Here is a 19,667-nt window from a genome sequence, read left to right on the forward strand (position 1 = left end):
AGCCGTTGACTCCGCTTGTGCAACGGTCCTAGGTTTCGCCCAAGGCAGCCGGGAAATGCAAACAAGATCAAGGCTGTCCGACCTTCTAATGGGAGACTGAAACAATGAAACGTCGACTTTTGGGGGCCGTTGCAGCGGCCGCGCTCGCGTTTGGCTTCGCGAACGCCGCGTCTGCCAAGACCCTGGTCTATTGCTCCGAAGGTAGCCCGGAGAATTTCAATCCGCAGATCAACACGACCGGCACCAGCTTTGATACAGCTTATCCGGTTTTCAACAAGCTGGTGGAGTTCATTCCCGGCACCACCAAATTGCAGCCGGGCCTCGCCGAATCCTGGGACGTGTCTGACGACGGACTTACCTACACGTTCAATCTGCGGAAGGGCGTGAAATTCCATGCGCGCGGCGGCTTCTCGCCGACCCGTGACTTCAATGCCGATGACGTGGTCGCCACATTCAATCGCATGTGGAAGAAGGACGACCCGTATCATCCGGTCTCCGGCGGCGAGTATGACTACTTCAACGACATGGGCATGCCTGACCTGCTGACTGCGGTCGAGAAGGTCGACGATTACACCGTCAGGATGAAGCTGGCGCAGCCGGAATCGCCCTTCGTCGCCAACCTGGCGATGGACTTCGCCGCCATCCATTCGAAGGAATACATGGATGCGATGATGAAGGCGGGCACGCCGGAGAAGGTCGATCAGGAGCCGATCGGCACCGGCCCCTTCATCTGGGCGAACTACCGCAAGGACGACCGCATCATCTACAACGCGAACGTCAACTACTTCCGCGGCAAGCAGCCGATCGACCGTCTGGTCTTCTCCATCACGCCGGACCAGGCGACGCGCGAGGCGCGTCTTGAGGCGGGTGAATGCGACGTCATCCCCTATCCGAACCCGGCGAACATCGCGAAGCTCAAGTCGAACCCGAATCTCCAGGTGCTGGAGCAGGAGGGCCTGAACGTCGGCTATCTCGCGATGAACGTGAAGAAGCCGCCGTTCGACAACAAGCTCGTGCGCCAGGCCTTCAACATGGCGCTCGACAAGGAAGCGATTCTGGCGGCGGTCTACAAGGGCGCCGGCAAGGCCGCGAAGAACCCGATCCCGCCGACGATCTGGTCGTACGATGATTCGGTCCAGCCTTATCCGTACGATCCGGAGAAGGCCAAGGAGCTTCTGGCGCAAGCCGGCGCCAGCAACCTCAAGACCGACCTCTGGTACATGCCGGTGCAGCGCCCGTACAATCCGGACGCCAAGAAGATGGCCGAGCTGATGCAGGCGGACCTCGCGAAGATCGGCGTCACCGCCGAGCTCAAGACCTTCGAATGGGGCGAGTACCGCAAGCGCGTACAGGGTGGCGAGCACATGACCGGCATGCTCGGCTGGACCGGCGACAACGGCGATCCGGACAACTTCCTGGGCGTGCTGCTGTCCTGCACCTCCGCCCGCGAAGGCGGTTCCAACATCGCCAAGTGGTGCAACGAGGAGTTCAGCGCCCTCATCGACCAGGCGAAACAGATCTCGGACGTGGAGAAGCGTACTGAGCTCTACGAAAAAGCCCAGGCGATCTTCCACGAGGAAGCACCGTGGGTGCCGATCGCGCATTCGGTCGTGCACATGCCGATGAGCAAGAAGGTGAAGGGCTATAAGGTCCACCCGCTCGGCACGCACATCTTCGAAGGCGTCGACATCGAAGAGTAGTCGCAAGGGTTGTCCTCTGGGGCGGGGAAAGCGCGCTTTCCCCGCCCTCCTCTTTGGCGCATGCTGCAGCAATGCTTCGATTTGTCCTGACCCGCGTCGGCCTGGTGATCCCGACCTTCCTCGGCATCATCCTGCTGACCTTCATCCTCATCCGCCTGGTGCCCGGCGATCCGGTCCAGGTGCGGGTGGGCGAGCGCGGCATCACGGAAGAGCGGCGCCTCGCCTTGCTGCATGAGATGGGCCTCGACCGGCCGCTCCATGTGCAGTTCTTCGATTACGTAGGCGGCGTTCTGCAGGGCGATCTCGGCATTTCCATCATCACCAAAAAACCGGTGATGGTGGAGTTCCTGACCTTGTTCCCCGCGACGCTCGAGCTTGCCTTCTTTGCCATTCTGTTCGCCGCGAGCATTGGATTGCCCCTTGGCGTGATCGCCGCAGTCAGGCGTGGTTCCGCCTTCGACCATACCGTCATGGGACTCAGCCTCACCGGCTATTCCATGCCCATCTTCTGGTGGGGCCTGCTGCTGATCCTGCTGTTCTCCGTCGATCTCGGCTGGACCCCGGTCGCCAAGCGGCTGTCCGACGACTATTTTGTCGACCAGGTCACCGGTTTCATGCTGATCGACACGTTGCTGTCGGACGATCCAATGAATGAGGGCTCGTTCCTCGACGCCCTCCACCATCTGATTCTGCCGACAGTTGTGCTTGGTACAGTGCCGCTGGCCGTGATCGCGCGCATGACGCGCTCCGCCATGCTCGAGGTGCTGGGCGAGGACTACATCCGCACCGCGCGCGCCAAAGGGCTTGGCTCCATCCGCGTGGTTGCGGTCCATGCCTTGCGCAATGCGCTGGTTCCGGTGGTGACCGTGATCGGCCTGCAGGTCGGCACGCTGATGGGCGGCGCCATCCTGACCGAAACAGTGTTCTCCTGGCCCGGCATCGGCAAGTGGCTGGTGGAATCGATCGGTCGCCGCGACTACCCTGCCCTGCAGGGCGGCGTCCTGGTGATTGCGGCCCTGGTGATGACTGTCAATCTGGCGGTGGACCTGCTCTATGGGCTGCTCAATCCGCGCATCCGGCACCGGCGATAGGAGCGCTCCATGACCGATATTACGCTCCCAGCCGCAGAGCCCGTCAGCCGCCCGATTTCGCCCAGCCGCGAGGTCTGGCTGTCGCTCAAGGCGAACAAGGGCGCAATGGCCGGCCTCATCGTCATTGTCCTGCTGGTGATTGCGGCTGTTTTTGCCGACATCATCGCGCCCTATCACTACGCCCAAGTGTTCAAGGAATGCGTCGTCGAGGTCTGCCCGCCGGCATGGCGGGAGGGCAGCGATCCACGTTTCATTCTCGGCACCGATGCGGTCGGACGCGATCTGTGGTCGCGCCTGATCCATGGATCGCGCTATTCGCTGTTCATCGGCAGCATCGTCGTGACGATTTCGCTGGCGGCGGGGATCCTGTTCGGCCTGCTGTCCGGCTTTTTCCGGGGCACAATCGACATCCTGATCATGCGGGCGATGGATATCATTCTGTCGGTCCCGAGCCTGCTGCTCGCCCTGGCGATCGTCGCGATTCTGGGCTCCGGCCTCTTGAACGCCATGATCGCGGTCGCCATTACGTACATACCGCACTATGCGCGCCTGGCCCGCGCTGCGGTGCTGACCGAACTGCCAAAGGATTATGTGACCGCCTCGCGCGTGGCCGGGGCGGGAACACTGCGCTTGATGCTGAACACCGTGCTGCCGAACTGCCTGGCGCCGCTGATCGTCCAGGCAACCTTGAGCTTCTCCACCGCCATTCTGGACGCCGCCGCGCTCGGCTTTCTCGGCTACGGTGCGCAGGCGCCGACGCCGGAATGGGGCACCATGCTGGCTGATGCACGGAGCCTGATCCGCTCCATGCCTTGGGTCGTGACGCTCCCGGGCCTGGCGATCCTCATCACCGTGCTGGCCTTCAATCTCCTGGGCGACGGGTTGCGCGATGCGCTCGACCCCAAGCTGAAGCGCTGACCGATATGCCCCTGCTCGAGATCCGCAACCTCGCGGTCGAATTCCAGACTCATCGGGGCCCGTTCCGTGCAGTGGACGGGGTCGACCTGACTCTCGAACCGGGCGAACTGCTGGGCGTGGTCGGCGAATCCGGATCCGGCAAGAGCGTCACCATGCTGGCGGTCATGGGCCTCATCGCCTGGCCGGGCAAGGTGACGGCCGACGTCATGCGCTTCGACGGCATCGATCTGATGTCGCTGTCTGATAGTGATCGGCGCAAGATCGTCGGCAAGGATATCGCCATGATCTTCCAGGAGCCGATGACCAGCCTCAATCCGTCCTTCTCAGTCGGCTATCAGATCATGGAGACGCTCGCAGTCCATGAGGGCGGCTCGCGCCGTGAACGCAGGCGGCGCACCATTGAACTGCTGGAGCAGGTCGGCATCCCCGCCGCTGCGTCGCGGCTCGATAGTTTCCCGCATCAGCTGTCCGGGGGCATGTGCCAGCGCGTGATGATCGCGATGGCGATCGCCTGCAATCCAAAGCTGCTGATCGCCGACGAGCCGACCACCGCCCTCGATGTCACCATCCAGGCGCAGATCCTGGATCTCCTGGTCTCGCTGAGCCGGGAGCGCAACATGGCCATGGTCCTGATCACGCACGACATGGGCGTGGTGGCAGAGACGGCGCAGCGTGTGATGGTGATGTATGCCAGCCAGCAGGTGGAGGAGCAGCCGGCCGAACGATTGTTCGAGCAGCCGCGCCATCCCTACACCGCAGCCCTGCTCGAGGCGCTACCCGAGCGCGCCCTTGAGAAGCGGCTCAACACCATTCCCGGCGTAGTGCCCGGCATCGCCGACCGGCCCAGCGGCTGCGTCTTCAACCCGCGCTGCAACTTCGCGCAAGAACGCTGCCGGATCGAGCAGCCGCTGCTGGAGCCCAAGCTCGGCGCGCGCGTGCGTTGTCATTTCCCGATCCGCGGAGATGTGTCATGAGCGCGGTTGCCGCCGCAACCCTAGCGCCTGACACCGCGACCAAGCCGGTTCTGGAAGCGCGGGACTTGCAGCGCCACTACCGGATCGGACGCGGCTGGTTGAGGCAGGCTGCGACGCTGAAAGCGGTGGCCGGCGCGAGCTTTTCGCTGACCGCCGGCCGCACGTTGGCGGTGGTGGGAGAATCCGGCTGCGGCAAGTCCACCCTAGCCCGCATGATCACCATGATCGAACGGCCGACTGCCGGGCATCTCATGATCGACGGCACTGACATCGTGGACGCGGACAAGCAGCAGCTGCATGTTCTGCGCCCGAAGGTGCAGATGGTGTTCCAGGATCCCTATGGCTCGCTCAACCCGCGCAAGCAGGTCGGCCAGATCCTGAGCGAGCCGCTGGAGATCAATACCGACAAGTCCGGCAAGGAGCGGATGGAAATTGCGCGCGCGATGATGGCGCGCGTGGGCCTGCGGCCGGAATTCTACACCCGCTACCCACACATGTTCTCCGGTGGTCAGCGCCAGCGCATCGCGATCGCGCGCGCGCTCATCCTCAATCCCAAGATCGTGGTGGCGGACGAGCCGGTCTCCGCGCTCGACGTCTCGATCCGCGCGCAGGTCCTGAATCTGTTGATGGATCTGCAGGCGGAGTTCAACCTCGCCTACCTTTTCATCTCGCATGATCTAAGCGTCGTGCGGCACATCGCGGATGAGCTGATGGTGATGTATCTCGGCCGCCCGGTGGAACAGGGCCCGAAGCAGGTGATCTTTGCCGAGCCGCGCCACCCCTACACCCAGGCTCTGCTCGCCGCGACGCCGTCGGTCGACCCCAAGGCACGCTCCAAGCGGCTGACGGTGAAAGGCGAGCTGCCCTCGCCGATCGACCCGCCGCCCGGCTGCGCCTTCCACCGGCGCTGCCCGTTCGCAACCGAGGTCTGCGGCATCGAGCGCCCGGAGCTGCGATCCTTCGCCGGCCGGATGGTGGCCTGCCATCACGCGGAAAAGACTCTCTGACGCTCGATTCGGTCGCCGCGCAGCCGGCGCCATCCTTCACGTGCCTGTGAGCGGACGGCGGACCGACCGTCCCTACAGCTGTGGCGCGAGGCGGATCACGCGCCGGCGGTGAGAATCGTCGGATTCCGCCGTTTCAAAGTCGGTATCAAAACATGGTTGATGGAACGCTGCGCTATTTTTGCCACAGGTAGCTCTCCGGCTCTCGCAACCGCTGCTGGCGGACTATGGCTTAATGCCGACGCCTATGCTAACTCATCGCCGGGGCGCGATAATCCAGCCATGGCGGAGCTTTTTGCCGGCGTTGAGTTACGAACAGTTAACTTGCGCTGTGTGACGATCCGGCCACGTGTGCGATTGCCAGCGTCTCGAATGATGGGGTTTCGGCGGCAGGGATGCCGCCGGATCGGGGGCGGTGGAAAGGCTCGAGAAGGGCCCGGCCAACACAAGGGCCGACTGCCGACAGAAGGTTGATCGAATGATGCTGCACAAGAACTCGAAATTTCGCGTAACGCTGATCGCGGCGACGCTTGGCCTCTCCGTGCTCGCGACCGGTTGCGCGACCAAGCCAGACCCCGCCGACGAGGCCGCGGTCCAAGCCTACCAGGAGGCGAACGATCCCCTCGAGCCGATGAACCGCTATTTCTTCGAGGTCAACCAGTTCCTCGACGAGATCCTGTTGAAGCCGTTCGCCGGCTGGTACCACACCGCCCTGCCAGACCCGGCCGAGGATGGCGTGCGCAACTTCCTGCGCAACCTGAAGTCGCCGGTCATCTTGGCGAATGATCTATTCCAGGGCGAATGGAGCCGCGCGGGCACGACGGTTGCGCGCTTCTTCATCAACTCGACCATCGGCGTCGGCGGCATCGTCGACGTGGCGAGCATGATGGACATGAATTATCACGAGGAAGATTTCGGCCAGACCCTGGCCGTGTACGGCGCCGGTGAAGGGCCCTATCTGCATCTGCCGGTTATCGGCCCCGGCAACCCGCGCGACTATTCGGGTCGCATCGTCGATTACGCGCTCGATCCTTTGACCTGGGTAGGCTACGCTTACAATGTGACGGAAATCAATACGGCGCGCGCCGGGCTCGAGGCGGTCGACACGCGTGCGCGCAATCTGGAAGCGATCGATGAGCTCAAGAAGGGCTCGGTCGACTTCTATGCGACAGTCCGCAGCCTCTATCGCCAGCAACGGAATGACTTGATCCGTAATGGCGAGAGCGAGCAGCAGGCCTCGCAGATCAAGATGATTACCGACGAGATGATTCCGGAAGACGGCGACGCGCCGGTGGATTTCAAGGCCGCGCAGTCGGACGAACAAGTCACCGTAGCGGAGTAGTCATGCTTACATTGACGTCGAGCCGCCGGCTGCTCATTGCCGCCGGACTGGCGCTGTCTGGATGGAGCCTCGCGCCCGCCGCGCAGGCTTCCGCCGATCCAACTTCCTTCATCGAGGAAGTCAGCAGCAAGGCCATTACCGAGATGGCGCCTGCTGCCCAGGAGACCGACAAGCAACGCGCGGCCAAGCTGAAGCCGCTGCTGGAGCAATATTTCGACATGCCTTCCATCGCCCGCTACATGCTGGGCGCCTATTGGCGAAAGGCGACGCCGGAGGAGCAGAGCGAGTTCACGGCGGTCCTGACGGACTTTCTGGCACTGGCCTATGGCAAACGCTTCGCGACCTATACCGGCCATCAGATGGATATCGGCCGGGTGCGCGACGAAGGCGACGGCCGGTCGGTCGTGTTCTCGACCGTCAAGCTGCCGAGCGGCGACCCTGCGCGGGTCGACTGGACCGTCGAGCAGGCCGACGGTAGCTACAAGATCGCCGACGTCAAGGTTGAGGGCCTCAGCCTCGCCGACACCCACCGCCAGGAATTCGCCTCCGTCATCAGCAAGCACGGCGGCAGCGTCAGCGCCCTGATCGACGTGCTGAAGCAGAAGGTGCGGTAGCGTTGCTTGCAGCCGCTGAGCTGAAAAAGGCCGCGGATTGCTCCGCGGCCTTCTTGCTTTCATGGGGCCTCTCTGGTCCGATCGAGATCAGGCTGTGCGCACTTTCTGGAGAAAGCCGGCGACCTCGCTGCGCAGCTGCGTCACCTGGGCCGAGACCTTTTCTGCCGCCGACCCGACGTCCGAGGCCGCCGCACCGGTGCGGCTCGCGGCGCCGGTGACGCCCTCCACATTCTGCGCCGCATCCTGGGTGCTGACCGCCGCCTGCTGCACGTTGCGGGATATTTCCTGCGTGGCTGCGCCCTGCTCTTCTATTGCGGCCGCGATGGCGCTCGAGGCTTCGTCGATCCGGCGGATCACTTCGATGATGGCGCGGATCGACTGTACGGATCTCTCAGTCGCGGATTGGATCTCCCCGATCTGCCCACTGATCTCCTCGGTCGCGCGTGCCGTCTGGTTGGCAAGGGACTTGACCTCGGAGGCGACGACCGCGAACCCTTTCCCCGCCTCGCCGGCGCGGGCCGCTTCGATCGTTGCGTTGAGCGCCAGCAGATTGGTCTGTCCCGCGATATCGCTGATGAGCCGCACGACGTCGCCGATCTTCTCCACTGCCTGAACGAGGCTCTGCACCTGGCCATCGGTCTGCTCGGCCGTGACCGCGGCTTCGTTCGTGACCGCGTTCGACTGGCTGACTTGCCGGCTGATCTCCGCGATCGAGGCGCTCAGCTCATCGCCCGCCGCAGCGACGGTCTGCACATTGCCCGAGGCGTCGCGCGAAGCGTTGGCGACCATCTGGATGCGCTTTGACGTGTCTTCCGCGATCGCACTCATGTTGCTGGCCGTGGCGCGCATGTCTCCCACCGATTGAGTGAGCGTCGCAAGCACACTCTCGATCTTCGCGTCGAACTGCCGGACCAGGCCATCCATCGTCTTCGACCGCGCCTCGCGCTCCGCACTGATGCGGCTCTGTTCGCTCTGCAGTCTGTCGGTCTCGATGAGATTGGCCTTGAACATCTCCACGGCGCGCGACATCTCGCCGATCTCGTCTTCGCGCTCGCGATCGGGGATCTCGATCGAAAGCTCCTGGCGCGTGAGCGCCGCCATTGCCTGCCGCTGCCGATCCAGCGGGCGCAGCACGCGGGCAAAGATGATGAAGGCGGTTGCAGCAACCACCGCGATCAGCAGCGCCAGCGCTGCCTGGAAGCCGAGCCTATAATGATCGGCGATTGCTTCTTCCTGCGCAATCGTGCCGGCAGTGCGTTCGTCCAGGAGCACGAAGAACTGGTCGATCGGCTTCATAATCTCGGCCTTGAAGGTATGGTATTGCGCCGAATGCAGGAGGTTCCGCGCCAGCTCGAAATCGGGCTCTCGTTTGATGGAGTAGTTGCCCTGGGCATCCGCGAACAAGCCTTTGACCGCGTTCATCGCCTGGACTTCGAGGTTGATGAGCCCGTCCGACCTCTTCTTCGCCTCGTCCAGCTTCGCGAGTTCCTGGTCGGTGAACCCGGCTTGGCGCATCAGGTCAAGCAGTGCCACCGCAGAGCCGCTCGGGCGCGGCGCTTTCTGACCGGCCGCCACGAAGTCCCAGTAGATGCGGCTATACTGCATCGGTCGTGGCTTGTCGCCGCCGCGAATGGCGACGACATCGAGATATTGCTCTTCGTAGCCAGGGTCGCCCGTTACCACGTAAGTACGCGCGAGGCGCGTTAGATCGTCGGAGCTTTGACGCAACTCGTCGGCCAGCAGATAGGATTCGTATCTGCTCCGCTGCGCCTCCGCGACCTTCTGCTGTTGCTCCGAGTAAAGTGTCCAAGAAACGGCCAGAGAAGCCGCGGCAACGACGTTCAATGCGACGATGCCGACGCAGAGCCGCCGAATGGAAATGTGCATGATGAGTGCTCCCACAAGGATTTTTTTGACGTGATGCCGCGCAGCTTCGCCATGGCGCTCGAAGTTGCTCAGGTCGCGCACAGGGTAAGATATTTCGATGTGCTGCTTAATGCCGTGTTAAAACCGCACGGTTCGTCACCATGCAAAAGCATGGCTATTCGGGAGTATGGGTTCGAGTACGAACCGGCGGCGAGCGGAATGGAATGTCACCCTACATTTCGCTGAATGCAGAAGCCACGGATCTGCCGCCTTCGGCCTCTTGTGCCGGGTCTCTCGATCAAGCGGTTCGAAGTGCGCAGTTCGCCGGTGAACGGCGGACTATGGCGACAGCCAGCCGGCATAGACGGCGGCCTGGTAAGAGAAGTAGCCCGCGGCGGCGATCAGCAGCCCGCCGGCGATGCTTTCCGCCCAGACAACAAACCCATCGAGCAGGCCGACGGCAGCTACAAGATCGCCGACGTGAAAGTCGATGGCCTCAGCCTCACCGACGCGCACGGCCAGGAATTTGCCTCCGTCATCAGCAAGAACAGCGGCAGCGTGAGCGCCCTGATCTAGGTAGTACTAAAGCGGAAGGTCAGGTAACTCGCCTTTTCCTCGCATCGATCGAATCGCAAGGGGCCGCGGAATGATCTGCGGGGCCCTTGCCGTTCCGCATCGTGCCGTCTGATTTCATCTGCGTTTGAACAGGCCGCGCATCCGCGCCAACAGTGAGCGATTGCGGTCTGGTGGAGGCGCCGCAGTGAAAGAGTCGGCGTGGATGTCTCGCATCTCAACACCGCGCGACGTTGCAACAGCGGTCACTGCATCGACCATGGGCGGCGGCCCCGCAACGTAGAGCTTTGTGCCATCGAAGTGGGAAAAGTCTTCGGCGATCGCCTCATGCACGAGGCCGCTCCGTCTTCCGCCGGTGCGGCGCGCCTCGGAGAGCACAATTTCGAGCCGGAAGTTCGGATGCGCGGCGGCAAGGGCGCGAAGCTCTGGCTCGCAGTAGACGTCCCGCTCGTCGCGCACACCGAAGTAGCAGTGGATCATCCGATCTGATCCGCGAGCCAGCGCCGTACGTATAATTGACCGGATGGGAGCAAGGCCGGATCCGCCCGCCGCAACGATCATCGGGCCGGTATGCGTTTGCCGGAGGGTGGCGGTGCCGAACGGTCCTTCAAGGCCGATGGCGTCGCCAAGCCGCAACTGCTCGGCGATGTACCGGCTGGCCAGGCCTTCCGGCCTGCGACGAACATGGAACTCCAGCACCGGCTCGTCGGGCCGATTCGCCATGCTGTAGCTGCGGCCCGGCAGATCTCCAAAGTGCAGCAGGCAGTACTGCCCGGCTTCAAACGTCAAAGGACCATCGCTCACTTCAAGAAACAGCCGCCGTATGTCGTGGGTCGAATCTTCCAGTCCGACGACCACGGCGCTCGCGCGGCGGACAGGCACAAGTGCGGGGACCTCCACGTCGGCGAGCCAAGCTATGGTCACATCGCTCTTCGGCCAGCTCCGACACGGCAGTATGACGCGCTCGGCCCGCTCGGACGGCGTCAGGATCGCGGGATCTGCCGGTGGCTCCGAACGCACTTCGCCGGCTATCAGACGCGACTTGCAGGCGCCGCATTCACCGACGCGGCAGCTGTGCGGAAAGGGCACGCCCGCAGCCAAGGCGGCATCGAGGATGGTCCCCCTGCGCGCGGGAAGTTGAGTTCCGACCTGTTCGATGGTGATGGTGTGCATCGACATCTACTCCAGCTCCAGCGTGAGCGGATGAAGATGCTGTGTGTGCCGCGTCTGTGCATGATCAAACGCCACGACCCACAGATAGGTTTCACTCGTGATCGCCTTGTCGAACTTCGATCCGGTATCGAGGCGGCGGACCACCTCGAGATGCCACCAGCCATCCCGCCATGTCCCGATACCGCGCACATCGCCACGATCGCCCTCGAATGGCTTCTCGGTGACCACCGACGGCAACACGGTACCGACCGGATAAGTATCGGCCTCCTGCGAATAGGGCACCGTGTCGGACAGGTTCATGAACCATCGGCCGAGATCGCTGACGCCCGGTTCGAGATCGCCTTTCTGAAGATCGGCGATCTGCGCCGGTTCCTTCGGCAAGTGCAGCGGCTGGACGAGCCCGTTCCCGAGCTTTTCCCAGTTCTGGATGAAGCCACCGGCGGTCTTTGGATCCTGGGTGTACCCGCCGGTATAGCGCTTGCCCTCCTCCGGCTCCATTGCTGGGCCGAAATAGTTATCATCCAGCTGCCCGAGCGGGCCGGTGCGCACGCTCTTCCAGTGCCAAACGTCGACGATGGAACTGTCCGACGTGAAGTGCAGGCCGCGTTCATGCGCCGGGCCAGGCTTGCCGGCGAGCGGCTGTTTGCCAAGGTGCGAACTGCCACCGCCGGCGATCTCCGGCGAGCCGGATAGCATGACGCCGAACTTGTCCTCATAGTAGTCGTTCTCGTCCTGAATGCCGTAGCGGCGTTCCAGGACCTTCCAACCCTCGGCCGTCTTTACCAGAGGCAGGTGCTTCTGGCTGCGGGTGGTATCAGGCCATTCGAACAGAAAGTAGGCATAGAGCCCATCGTGGACCGCGCGCACACGCACATCGGCCTCGCCGTTGGGGAAGTTGATGCCCCGGACCGTATGCACTTCAACAGCTTCGAGAGCCTTCCAGGCATCGTCCGCTACCTGGCCATCGATCGTAGGCGCCGTTTCGACCCGCACGAGCTTCAATGTCTGAGGAGTGCTCCTGTCCAGGGCGACGAGCGCGGCTGCACCGCCGGCTCCCGTCGCCAAGGCGATTCCTCCCGCTGCCACATAGGTCAGCCGCGGCGTCAGGATCTTCAGCAGTTGGCGAACTCCTCCCATCACCAGCTGCAAAGCAATGTGGGCGACCGCATAGAGCACGATGCCCCACGCGGCAGCGCGGTGAATGGTGGTGACCAGGTCATGCGCAAGCAACGCGGAGTCGAGATACAGCAGGGTGCCCGTGGTCGCGGCGACACCAATCAGAACGAAGGCCATCCAGTAGAGGACGACGTTAACAGCCTGCCATCGCGCACGCCGGTCGGCGTTGGCAATTGCTTTCAGCCGCGCCGCGTCGACTGCAATGCGCGCCTGCAAGCGCGCCCGGATGAGAAACATCACATACGCCACCGCTATCAGCGACAATGCATATGCTGCCCATACGTGCCAGTGGCTCACCGATCCCTGGAGCCAGAGAGCATCCAGGGCACGCGCCCACGTGGAATCGATCGCGTCCGACGCAATTTGGAAGCCGGTGAGCAGGCTGATGACCAGGCTGATGATGAGCGCACCGTGCAACAGGGCAGTAGGTGCATCCGATCTCGCACGTAGGGTGCTCGTGTGACGATGAAGAGAGTTCTTTGTGGCGACGCCATCGACCATTACTCGAAGTCCAGTTGTGTTGCGGCCGAGGCAAATCAAGGACGCTCCATCGGTCGACGAACCGACAGATGTCTTGCGTGACACGCCTGATGTGGGACGCGAGCCCCGGCCTGTGTTGCGTGGTTTCTTGGTTTGGGCCGGAGACTGACAGCTGGCGTGTGATTTGTACGAAACAAAGAAGTGAGGATGCCGTGAACAGCGATGATATTTTGAATCTCGCTCGAGACTATGTATGAAACGCGCCGCGCATATGCCGAAAGACTTAAATCGCAGGTATCAATTTCGCGGCCGTTTCATCGCGGCGATCGTCCCCTGCACGATGATCGGACGTTCGAGATGCGACAATCCGCCTCGCCTGCATATGTGCGGTCGCGGTCAGCTTCGCTGCGCCGCTTTCAACCGGCCGTCGCCCGAAACGAAAAAGAGGCCGCGAAACCCCCGCGGCCCCTTCGATCTCTTCGAACGCAGCGAGCGTCAGGCCGCCTTGGCCGAAGCCTCCAGCACCTGCCCGATGGTCTTCTCGAGAATGTCGAAGCCTTCCTCGATGATGGCGTCCGGCGCCGTGAGCGGCATCAGGAAACGCAGCACATTGGCATTGACGCCGCAGGAGAGCAGCACCAGGCCGTTCTCGCCGGCCTTGTTCACAACCTGCTTGGTCAGGTCCGCGTCCGGGGTGCCATCCTTGGTGACGAGCTCGCACGCCACCATGGCGCCGAGGCCGCGGATATCACCGATGCGGTTGCCGAAGGAGTTGCGCCTCTTCATTTCTGTCAGGCGCTCGATCATGCGCTTGCCGATGACGTTAGCGCGCTCGACCAGCTTCTCCTCTTCCATCACGTCGAGCACGGCGTTGGCCGCGGCGCAGCCGACCGGCGAGCCGCCATAGGTGCCGCCGAGACCGCCGGCCGCCGGCGCGTCCATGATCTCAGCCTTGCCGGTGACGGCCGAGAGCGGGAAGCCGCCGGCCAGACTCTTCGCCATGGTGATGAGGTCGGGCGCGATGCCGGAATGCTCGATCGCAAACATCTTCCCTGTGCGCGCGAAGCCGGTCTGGATCTCGTCGGCGATCAGGACAATGCCGTGCTTGTTGCAGATCTCGCGCAGCGCCCGCAGCAGCTCGAACGGAACGATGTTGAAGCCGCCCTCGCCCTGCACCGGCTCGATAATGATGGCGGCCACGTTCTCCGGCCCGACATCGGCCTTGAACAGGGTCTCCAGCGCCTTCAGCGATTTCTGCCAGCCGTCCTTCTCGCCGGTCTCGGGGAACGGCACATGATAGACATCGGTCGGGAACGGACCGAAGCCCACCTTGTAGGGTTGGTACTTGCCGGTCAGCGCCATGCCCATCAGCGTGCGCCCGTGGAACGCGCCGGAGAAGGCGATGACCGCCGCGCGCTTGGTATAGGCGCGCGCGATCTTGACCGCGTTCTCGACCGCTTCCGCGCCGGTCGTGAGGAAGATTGTCTTCTTCGGGAAGTTTCCCGGCACCAGATCGTTCAGCCGCTCGGCCAGACGGATATACTGCTCGTACGGGTTCACCTGGAAGCAGGTGTGCGTGAACTTGTCGAGCTGGTCCTTCACCGCCGCCACCACCTTCGGATGGCAATGGCCGGTGTTGAGCACCGCGATGCCGCCGGCGAAGTCGATCAGACGTCGGCCTTCGACGTCCACGATCTCGGCGTTCGACGCGCGCTCGGCATAGATCGCGTAGGCGTTGCCCACGCCGCGGGGCACCGCGGCCATGCGGCGCTGGTGCAGACTGGCATTGCTGGTCATGCTCGACCCCTTCATGTCCCTGACGACGAAAGGCCGGGAAGAGCACCCGGCCGAAACCGGCGCCACTATATCAGGTGAAGTCGCGCTGAACAGCAGAAGGCGTGGGGCCAGCCGCGACTTGCGCCGCAGCCGGTTTCCCACGCCGATTCAAGAGTTTAGTAACAGGTTTGCGGACCGCCGATGACTGCTATGCGGCCGCCACCAGACGCGCTGCGACGCCTTCGCCGTCGAGCACAGCGGCAACCGCGTGCACCACGGCGGCAATGCGCACCGCGGCCTGGATCTGCTCCGCACCCAGGCCCGCCTTGCGCAGCTCATGATCATGAGACTCGATGCACATGCCGCAGCCATTCACCGCCGACACGGCAAGCGACCACAGCTCGAAATCGGCCTTCTCCACGCCGGGATTGGCCATCACGTTCATGCGCAGGCGTGCCGGCATCTTCTTGTAGTCACCGCCCGCCAGATGGGTGAAGCGGTAGTAGATGTTGTTCATGCCCATGATCGCGGCCGCAGCCTTCGCGGCGTTGAGCGCCGCAGGCTCCAGCTTGCCGGCGAACTCATCGTTGATCGCCGCGATCACCTGCGGCTGGCGCGAGGCCAGCGCCGACACGATGAAGGTGCCGGCCAGCTGCTGCTGGGTGAGCGTGGTCTCGCCGGCGAGGCTCGACAGGTTCAGCTTCAGGTCCTTGGCGTACTCCGGCAGCAAGGACTTCAGGGATTCGAGTGACATGGAAATCACCTTTCAAAAAGGGCCGCTGCGGCCCCGGGAATCAAAATGAGCCGCGGCGGGATTGATGAACCGCGCTTAGGCGGCCTTCAGGACATCCTGGCCCTTCTGCCAGTTGCAGGGGCACAACTCATCCGTCTGCAGGGCGTCGAGCACGCGCAGGACTTCCTGTGTATTGCGGCCGACGTTGAGGTCGGTCACCGACGCGAAGCGGATGATGCCGTCCGGATCGACGATGTAGGTCGCGCGCATCGCGACACCCTCGTTCTTGTCGAGGATGCCAAGCGCCGCGCTCAGTTCGCGCTTGATGTCGGCCAGCATCGGGAACGGCAGGTCCTTCAGGTCCGCGTGGTTCTGGCGCCAGGCCAAGTGCACGAACTCGCTGTCGATCGAGACGCCATAGACCACGGCGTCGCGGTCGTTGAAGTCGCCGTTCAGCTTGCCGAACGACGCGATCTCGGTCGGGCACACGAAGGTGAAGTCCTTCGGCCAGAAGAACACGATCTTCCACTTGCCCTTGTTGCTCTGATCGGTGATGCGCTCGAAGGCCTTGGCCGGGTCGATATCGACCACCGCGTTCAGATCGAAGGATGGAAACTTGTCTCCAACAGTCAACATAATGCTCTCTCTCCAATAAACGTCGTTGCGGATTGGCCTTGAACGGCTCTCCCACGACGGAAAATGGGGGATTTCGCATTTGCAGTAAAATGAATTAATCCTATTATATTAATCGATGAGTTCGATCGTGCATTTGCCCAGCTTGAAGCAGCTCCGCTACCTGGTGGCGCTGGAGGAGCACCGCCATTTCGGCCGGGCCGCCGCGTCCTGCTTCGTCTCGCAATCGACCCTGAGCGCCGGTCTGAAGGAGCTGGAAACGACCCTGGATGCCGAGCTGGTGGAGCGCAACAACCGCACTGTGGTGTTCACGGCGCTTGGCCTTGAGGTGGCGCAGCGCGCCAGGCGCGTGCTGCGCGAAGCGGAGGAGCTGGCCGAGCTAGCGGCCAAAGGCAAGGAGCCACTGAGCGGGCGCCTGCGCCTCGGCGTCATTCCGACCATCGCGCCCTATCTGCTGCCCAAGACCCTGCCTCATTTGCGCAAGGCCTACCCGAAGCTGCAGCTCTATTTGACGGAGGATCAGACCGCGCGCCTGCTGGCACTACTGGAGGACGGCACGCTCGATCTGGTGCTGATGGCCCTGCCCTACCACGCGGCCGACCTCGAGACCCTCGCCTTGTTCAAGGACGGGTTCCATCTGGTCACCCGCAAGGACGATCCGCTGGCCCAGAAAAAGACCGTGACGACGTCCGATCTGAAAGAGTCCAACCTGCTGCTGCTCGCCGAGGGCCATTGCCTGCGCGAGCATGCCTTGGCGGCGTGCCGTCTGCCGCAGGCCGACAGCGGCGGCTTTGCCGGCGCCAGCCTCAACACGCTGGTGGAGATGGTGGCGGGCGGTCTCGGCGTGACGCTGCTGCCGGATATGGCAATGCCGACGCACGTGCCGAAATCGGGCGAGCTGGTGGCGCGGCCCTTCGACCGTTCGGGCGCGGGCCGTCAGATCGGCCTGGCGTGGCGCACGACATCGAGTCGCGGGGCCGAATTCAAGGAATTCGGCGCCGCCCTGACCAAGGCCGCACGTTCGGCGGGAATCACCACCACCTAGAGCACATGCGCCGTCGCCGATGACGCTACTGCTGGAATATCGACACGACGCGCTAGCGCCGCCGTGGTCTTCGACGACGACGGCAAGACCGCCTACGCTTATCTGAAGCTCGGCGAAACGATCGTAGCGGACGTGTGGCTCTATAACGTCGTCGATATCCCGCGGACTCCGGAGTGGCAAGAGGTCGGCGCGCGGGAGAAGATGCCCTTTGCAAATCCGGCGGGCTTTGCTCGTGTGGAGCCGTTTGAGCCCATCAATGATCCGGATGACATCGACTTGGATTGGCAGGCCCCACAGGTCTCCGGCGGGTCACGATCTTCTTGAGAGGTGAACGGCACGCCGTGCTGCGCCCTGGCGCAAAGCCCGGCTGGTGTCGACTCGCAGCAGCAGTGGGTCCGTTGGCGAGACCGCTCGAGGACGAGGATGCAGAATAGTCGTTCCGCTCAGCTCGACCTTGATGGAGCCGCACAGTCGATGGGGCTTGCGACGGGCTATTTCGCCCGTTTGGCGCGCTTGGCGCGTTCGGCGGCGAGATCAATCACCACGTTGTCGGCATAGGTCGGCTTGCCCTTGGCGGATTTTCCCTTCGCGGCCTGGCGGGCGAAGCCTGCCCCCTCGCCGTAGCGGTTGAAGGGCCGCTCGCCGGACTTGAGGCGAACGTAAGCGAGGACCGTGTCTTCCTGGTCGACGTGATATTCGCTCATGGTGGGCCTCGCTCAAGCTGTGGGCGTTGCAGTCGCCCGTCAGTCTGATTAGACCACCAAAACTGCAAACAAATGGTTATCGGCCGGCAGCCCGCAGCGGGTTAGGCCGGCCGATCTAAGTTCACTGACGGACCAAGGGCTTGTACTTGATGCGGTGCGGCTGATCGGCCTCCGCGCCCAGGCGGCGTTTCCGATCCGCCTCGTAGTCCTGGTAGTTGCCTTCGAACCATTCGACGTGGCTCTCGCCCTCGAAAGAGAGGATGTGGGTCGCGATGCGGTCCAGGAACCAGCGGTCATGGCTGATGATGACGGCGCAGCCGGCGAAGTTCTCCAGCGCCTCTTCGAGCGCGCGCAGCGTGTCGACATCGAGGTCGTTGGTCGGCTCGTCGAGCAGCAGCACGTTGGCGCCGGACTTCAGCATCTTCGCAAGATGCACGCGGTTGCGCTCGCCGCCGGAGAGCTGCCCGACCTTCTTCTGCTGGTCGGCGCCCTTGAAGTTGAACGCGGCGACATAGGCGCGGCTCGGCATCTTGGTCCTGCCGAGCTCGACCTCGTCGAGCCCGTCGGAGATCTCCTGCCACACGGTCTTGTCGGCAGAGAGGCTATCGCGCGACTGGTCGATATAGCCGAGCTTCACCGTCTCCCCCACGCGGAAGGAGCCGGCATCGGCCTTCTCCTGGCCGATGATCATGCGGAACAAGGTCGTCTTGCCTGCGCCGTTGGGGCCGATCACGCCGACGATCCCGCCGGGCGGCAACAGGAAGGACATATCGTCCATCAGCAGCCGCTCGCCGAAGCCCTTGCTCACGTGCTGCGCCTCGATCACGAGGTTGCCGAGACGCGGGCCGGCGGGAATCGTGATGGCGGCGGTTTCCGTCGCCTTCTCGTTGGATTTCGCCAGCAGTGATTCGTAGGCCGTGACGCGCGCCTTGGACTTGGCTTGCCGCGCCTTCGGGCTTTGCCGGATCCATTCCAGCTCGCGATCCAGCGTGCGCTGGCGCGCGGTCTCCTGCTTCTCCTCCTGCTCCAGGCGTTGGCGCTTCTGCTCCAGCCAGCCGGAGTAATTGCCCTCGTAGGGAATGCCCTTGCCGCGGTCGAGCTCCAGGATCCAGCCGGCGACGTTATCGAGGAAGTAGCGATCGTGGGTGACCGCGACCACCGTGCCCTTGTATTCGTGCAGGAAGCGTTCCAGCCACGCGACGGATTCCGCATCGAGATGGTTGGTCGGCTCGTCCAGCAGCAGCATGTCGGGATTGGAGAGCAGCAGCCGGCACAGAGCGACGCGGCGCCGCTCGCCGCCGGAGAGCTTGGTCACGTCCGCATCGCCCGGCGGGCAGCGCAGCGCATCCATCGCGATCTCGACCTTGCGCTGGATGTCCCAAGCGTCGGCATGATCGATCTTTTCCTGCAGCTCCGCCTGGCGCGCCAGCAGCGCGTCGAAATCGGCATCGGGATCGGCCATGGCGTTCGAGACCTCCTCGAACTCCTTCAGCAAGGCGGCGGTCGCGCCGACGCCTTCCATGATGTTGCCCAGCACGTCCTTGGATGGATCGAGGTGCGGCTCCTGCTGGAGGAACCCGACCGACGCGCCCTCGGCCGCCCAGGCTTCGCCGGAAACGTCCTTGTCCAGGCCGGCCATGATCTTCAACAGGGTCGACTTGCCAGCGCCGTTGTGGCCAAGCACGCCGATCTTCGCGCCGGGCAGGAACGACAGCCAGATGTTCTCCAGGACCTTCCGGCCGCCCGGATAGATCTTGGTCAAACCCTTCATGACATAGATGTATTGGTAGGCAGCCATGCCCGCTCCGCTTTTGCAATTTCGGTGAATGGGGGCGTCTCCCGCCCGCAATCGGATGCGGGGTTTT

Annotated in this window: 18 protein-coding genes; 10 read left to right on the forward strand and 8 right to left on the reverse strand. The window is 63.3% G+C overall.

From position 1 onward, the window contains the following. The first annotated feature begins 104 nt into the window (after positions 1 to 104). From DTX69_RS04130 to DTX69_RS04160, 7 genes are all read left to right on the forward strand, one after another. Positions 105 to 1,700: an ABC transporter substrate-binding protein gene (locus tag DTX69_RS04130; RefSeq protein WP_119300236.1), complete on the forward strand. Its 1,596-nt coding sequence runs from the start codon at positions 105 to 107 to the stop codon at positions 1,698 to 1,700. Positions 1,701 to 1,771: 71 nt separating this feature from the next. Continuing rightward, entirely contained in the window at positions 1,772 to 2,791 is a 1,020-nt protein-coding gene (locus DTX69_RS04135) for an ABC transporter permease subunit (protein WP_119300237.1), read from the forward strand. Between the two features lie 9 nt (positions 2,792 to 2,800). Further along, positions 2,801 to 3,709 (forward strand): ABC transporter permease subunit, encoded by a 909-nt coding sequence (locus DTX69_RS04140; RefSeq protein ID WP_119300238.1) that lies wholly within the window; start codon positions 2,801 to 2,803, stop codon positions 3,707 to 3,709. Between the two features lie 5 nt (positions 3,710 to 3,714). Next, a complete protein-coding gene (locus DTX69_RS04145) occupies positions 3,715 to 4,683 on the forward strand; it encodes an ABC transporter ATP-binding protein (RefSeq protein ID WP_119300239.1) in 969 nt (322 codons plus the stop codon). Further along, positions 4,680 to 5,690, forward strand: a complete 1,011-nt coding sequence (locus tag DTX69_RS04150; RefSeq protein WP_119300240.1) for a peptide ABC transporter ATP-binding protein — start codon at positions 4,680 to 4,682, stop codon at positions 5,688 to 5,690. Before DTX69_RS04145 ends, DTX69_RS04150 begins: the two co-directional genes overlap by 4 nt. A 475-nt stretch (positions 5,691 to 6,165) precedes the next feature. Continuing rightward, entirely contained in the window at positions 6,166 to 7,029 is an 864-nt protein-coding gene (locus DTX69_RS04155; protein WP_119300241.1) for an MlaA family lipoprotein, read from the forward strand. Positions 7,030 to 7,031: 2 nt separating this feature from the next. Continuing rightward, positions 7,032 to 7,643 carry an MlaC/ttg2D family ABC transporter substrate-binding protein gene (locus DTX69_RS04160; RefSeq protein ID WP_119300242.1) on the forward strand — a complete coding sequence of 204 codons (612 nt, stop codon included), beginning with the start codon at positions 7,032 to 7,034 and terminating at the stop codon, positions 7,641 to 7,643. An 87-nt stretch (positions 7,644 to 7,730) separates the two neighbouring features. Here the strand turns inward: DTX69_RS04160 and DTX69_RS04165 are convergent, their stop codons facing one another. Further along, positions 7,731 to 9,530, reverse strand: a complete 1,800-nt coding sequence (locus DTX69_RS04165) for a methyl-accepting chemotaxis protein (protein WP_119300436.1) — start codon at positions 9,528 to 9,530, stop codon at positions 7,731 to 7,733. A gap of 225 nt (positions 9,531 to 9,755) precedes the next feature. Here DTX69_RS04165 and DTX69_RS04170 point away from each other — a divergent pair, with 225 nt between their 5' ends. Next, positions 9,756 to 10,085, forward strand: a complete 330-nt coding sequence (locus tag DTX69_RS04170; RefSeq protein WP_119300243.1) for a hypothetical protein — start codon at positions 9,756 to 9,758, stop codon at positions 10,083 to 10,085. A gap of 114 nt (positions 10,086 to 10,199) precedes the next feature. On the opposite strand, the gene DTX69_RS04175 is transcribed toward DTX69_RS04170, so the two are convergent. The 5 genes from DTX69_RS04175 to DTX69_RS04195 all read right to left on the reverse strand — a co-directional run bounded on the left by DTX69_RS04175 (position 10,200) and on the right by DTX69_RS04195 (position 16,056). Continuing rightward, a complete protein-coding gene (locus DTX69_RS04175) occupies positions 10,200 to 11,261 on the reverse strand; it encodes a 2Fe-2S iron-sulfur cluster-binding protein (protein ID WP_119300244.1) in 1,062 nt (353 codons plus the stop codon). Beyond that, positions 11,262 to 12,932: an ethylbenzene dehydrogenase-related protein gene (locus tag DTX69_RS04180; protein ID WP_119300245.1), complete on the reverse strand. Its 1,671-nt coding sequence runs from the start codon at positions 12,930 to 12,932 to the stop codon at positions 11,262 to 11,264. Between the two features lie 474 nt (positions 12,933 to 13,406). Further along, entirely contained in the window at positions 13,407 to 14,708 is a 1,302-nt protein-coding gene (gene gabT / locus DTX69_RS04185; protein WP_119300246.1) for a 4-aminobutyrate--2-oxoglutarate transaminase, read from the reverse strand. Between the two features lie 187 nt (positions 14,709 to 14,895). After that, a complete protein-coding gene (locus tag DTX69_RS04190) occupies positions 14,896 to 15,441 on the reverse strand; it encodes a carboxymuconolactone decarboxylase family protein (protein ID WP_119300247.1) in 546 nt (181 codons plus the stop codon). A gap of 75 nt (positions 15,442 to 15,516) precedes the next feature. Beyond that, entirely contained in the window at positions 15,517 to 16,056 is a 540-nt protein-coding gene (locus DTX69_RS04195) for a peroxiredoxin (protein WP_119300248.1), read from the reverse strand. A 127-nt stretch (positions 16,057 to 16,183) separates the two neighbouring features. Between DTX69_RS04195 and DTX69_RS04200 the strand changes: the two genes are divergently transcribed. After that, the gene (locus DTX69_RS04200; RefSeq protein WP_284735536.1) at positions 16,184 to 17,098 is read left to right on the forward strand and encodes a hydrogen peroxide-inducible genes activator; all 915 of its coding nucleotides are present in this window, start codon (positions 16,184 to 16,186) and stop codon (positions 17,096 to 17,098) included. A gap of 63 nt (positions 17,099 to 17,161) precedes the next feature. After that, entirely contained in the window at positions 17,162 to 17,422 is a 261-nt protein-coding gene (locus DTX69_RS04205; protein WP_119300250.1) for a hypothetical protein, read from the forward strand. A gap of 167 nt (positions 17,423 to 17,589) precedes the next feature. Here DTX69_RS04205 and DTX69_RS04210 read toward each other — a convergent pair whose 3' ends face one another. Both DTX69_RS04210 and ettA read right to left on the reverse strand, forming a co-directional pair. Further along, positions 17,590 to 17,802, reverse strand: coding sequence for a hypothetical protein (locus DTX69_RS04210; protein ID WP_119300251.1), 213 nt, complete (start codon positions 17,800 to 17,802; stop codon positions 17,590 to 17,592). Between the two features lie 121 nt (positions 17,803 to 17,923). After that, positions 17,924 to 19,600: an energy-dependent translational throttle protein EttA gene (gene ettA, locus DTX69_RS04215; protein ID WP_119300252.1), complete on the reverse strand. Its 1,677-nt coding sequence runs from the start codon at positions 19,598 to 19,600 to the stop codon at positions 17,924 to 17,926. Positions 19,601 to 19,667: the final 67 nt, after the last annotated feature.

Source organism: Dongia deserti (genome assembly GCF_003574735.1).
Lineage (GTDB): Bacteria > Pseudomonadota > Alphaproteobacteria > Dongiales > Dongiaceae > Dongia_A > Dongia_A deserti.

Coding starts and splice junctions, on each gene's coding strand:
- DTX69_RS04150 (WP_119300240.1), top strand. CDS start 4,680: ATGAGCGCGGTTGCCGCCGCAACCCTAGCGCCTGACACCGCGACCAAG.
- ettA (WP_119300252.1), bottom strand. CDS start 19,600: ATGGCTGCCTACCAATACATCTATGTCATGAAGGGTTTGACCAAGATC.
- DTX69_RS04195 (WP_119300248.1), bottom strand. CDS start 16,056: ATGTTGACTGTTGGAGACAAGTTTCCATCCTTCGATCTGAACGCGGTG.
- DTX69_RS04180 (WP_119300245.1), bottom strand. CDS start 12,932: ATGGTCGATGGCGTCGCCACAAAGAACTCTCTTCATCGTCACACGAGC.
- DTX69_RS04135 (WP_119300237.1), top strand. CDS start 1,772: ATGCTTCGATTTGTCCTGACCCGCGTCGGCCTGGTGATCCCGACCTTC.
- DTX69_RS04155 (WP_119300241.1), top strand. CDS start 6,166: ATGATGCTGCACAAGAACTCGAAATTTCGCGTAACGCTGATCGCGGCG.
- DTX69_RS04130 (WP_119300236.1), top strand. CDS start 105: ATGAAACGTCGACTTTTGGGGGCCGTTGCAGCGGCCGCGCTCGCGTTT.
- DTX69_RS04175 (WP_119300244.1), bottom strand. CDS start 11,261: ATGTCGATGCACACCATCACCATCGAACAGGTCGGAACTCAACTTCCC.
- DTX69_RS04145 (WP_119300239.1), top strand. CDS start 3,715: ATGCCCCTGCTCGAGATCCGCAACCTCGCGGTCGAATTCCAGACTCAT.
- DTX69_RS04170 (WP_119300243.1), top strand. CDS start 9,756: ATGCAGAAGCCACGGATCTGCCGCCTTCGGCCTCTTGTGCCGGGTCTC.
- DTX69_RS04165 (WP_119300436.1), bottom strand. CDS start 9,530: ATGCACATTTCCATTCGGCGGCTCTGCGTCGGCATCGTCGCATTGAAC.
- DTX69_RS04190 (WP_119300247.1), bottom strand. CDS start 15,441: ATGTCACTCGAATCCCTGAAGTCCTTGCTGCCGGAGTACGCCAAGGAC.
- DTX69_RS04160 (WP_119300242.1), top strand. CDS start 7,032: ATGCTTACATTGACGTCGAGCCGCCGGCTGCTCATTGCCGCCGGACTG.
- DTX69_RS04140 (WP_119300238.1), top strand. CDS start 2,801: ATGACCGATATTACGCTCCCAGCCGCAGAGCCCGTCAGCCGCCCGATT.
- gabT (WP_119300246.1), bottom strand. CDS start 14,708: ATGACCAGCAATGCCAGTCTGCACCAGCGCCGCATGGCCGCGGTGCCC.
- DTX69_RS04210 (WP_119300251.1), bottom strand. CDS start 17,802: ATGAGCGAATATCACGTCGACCAGGAAGACACGGTCCTCGCTTACGTT.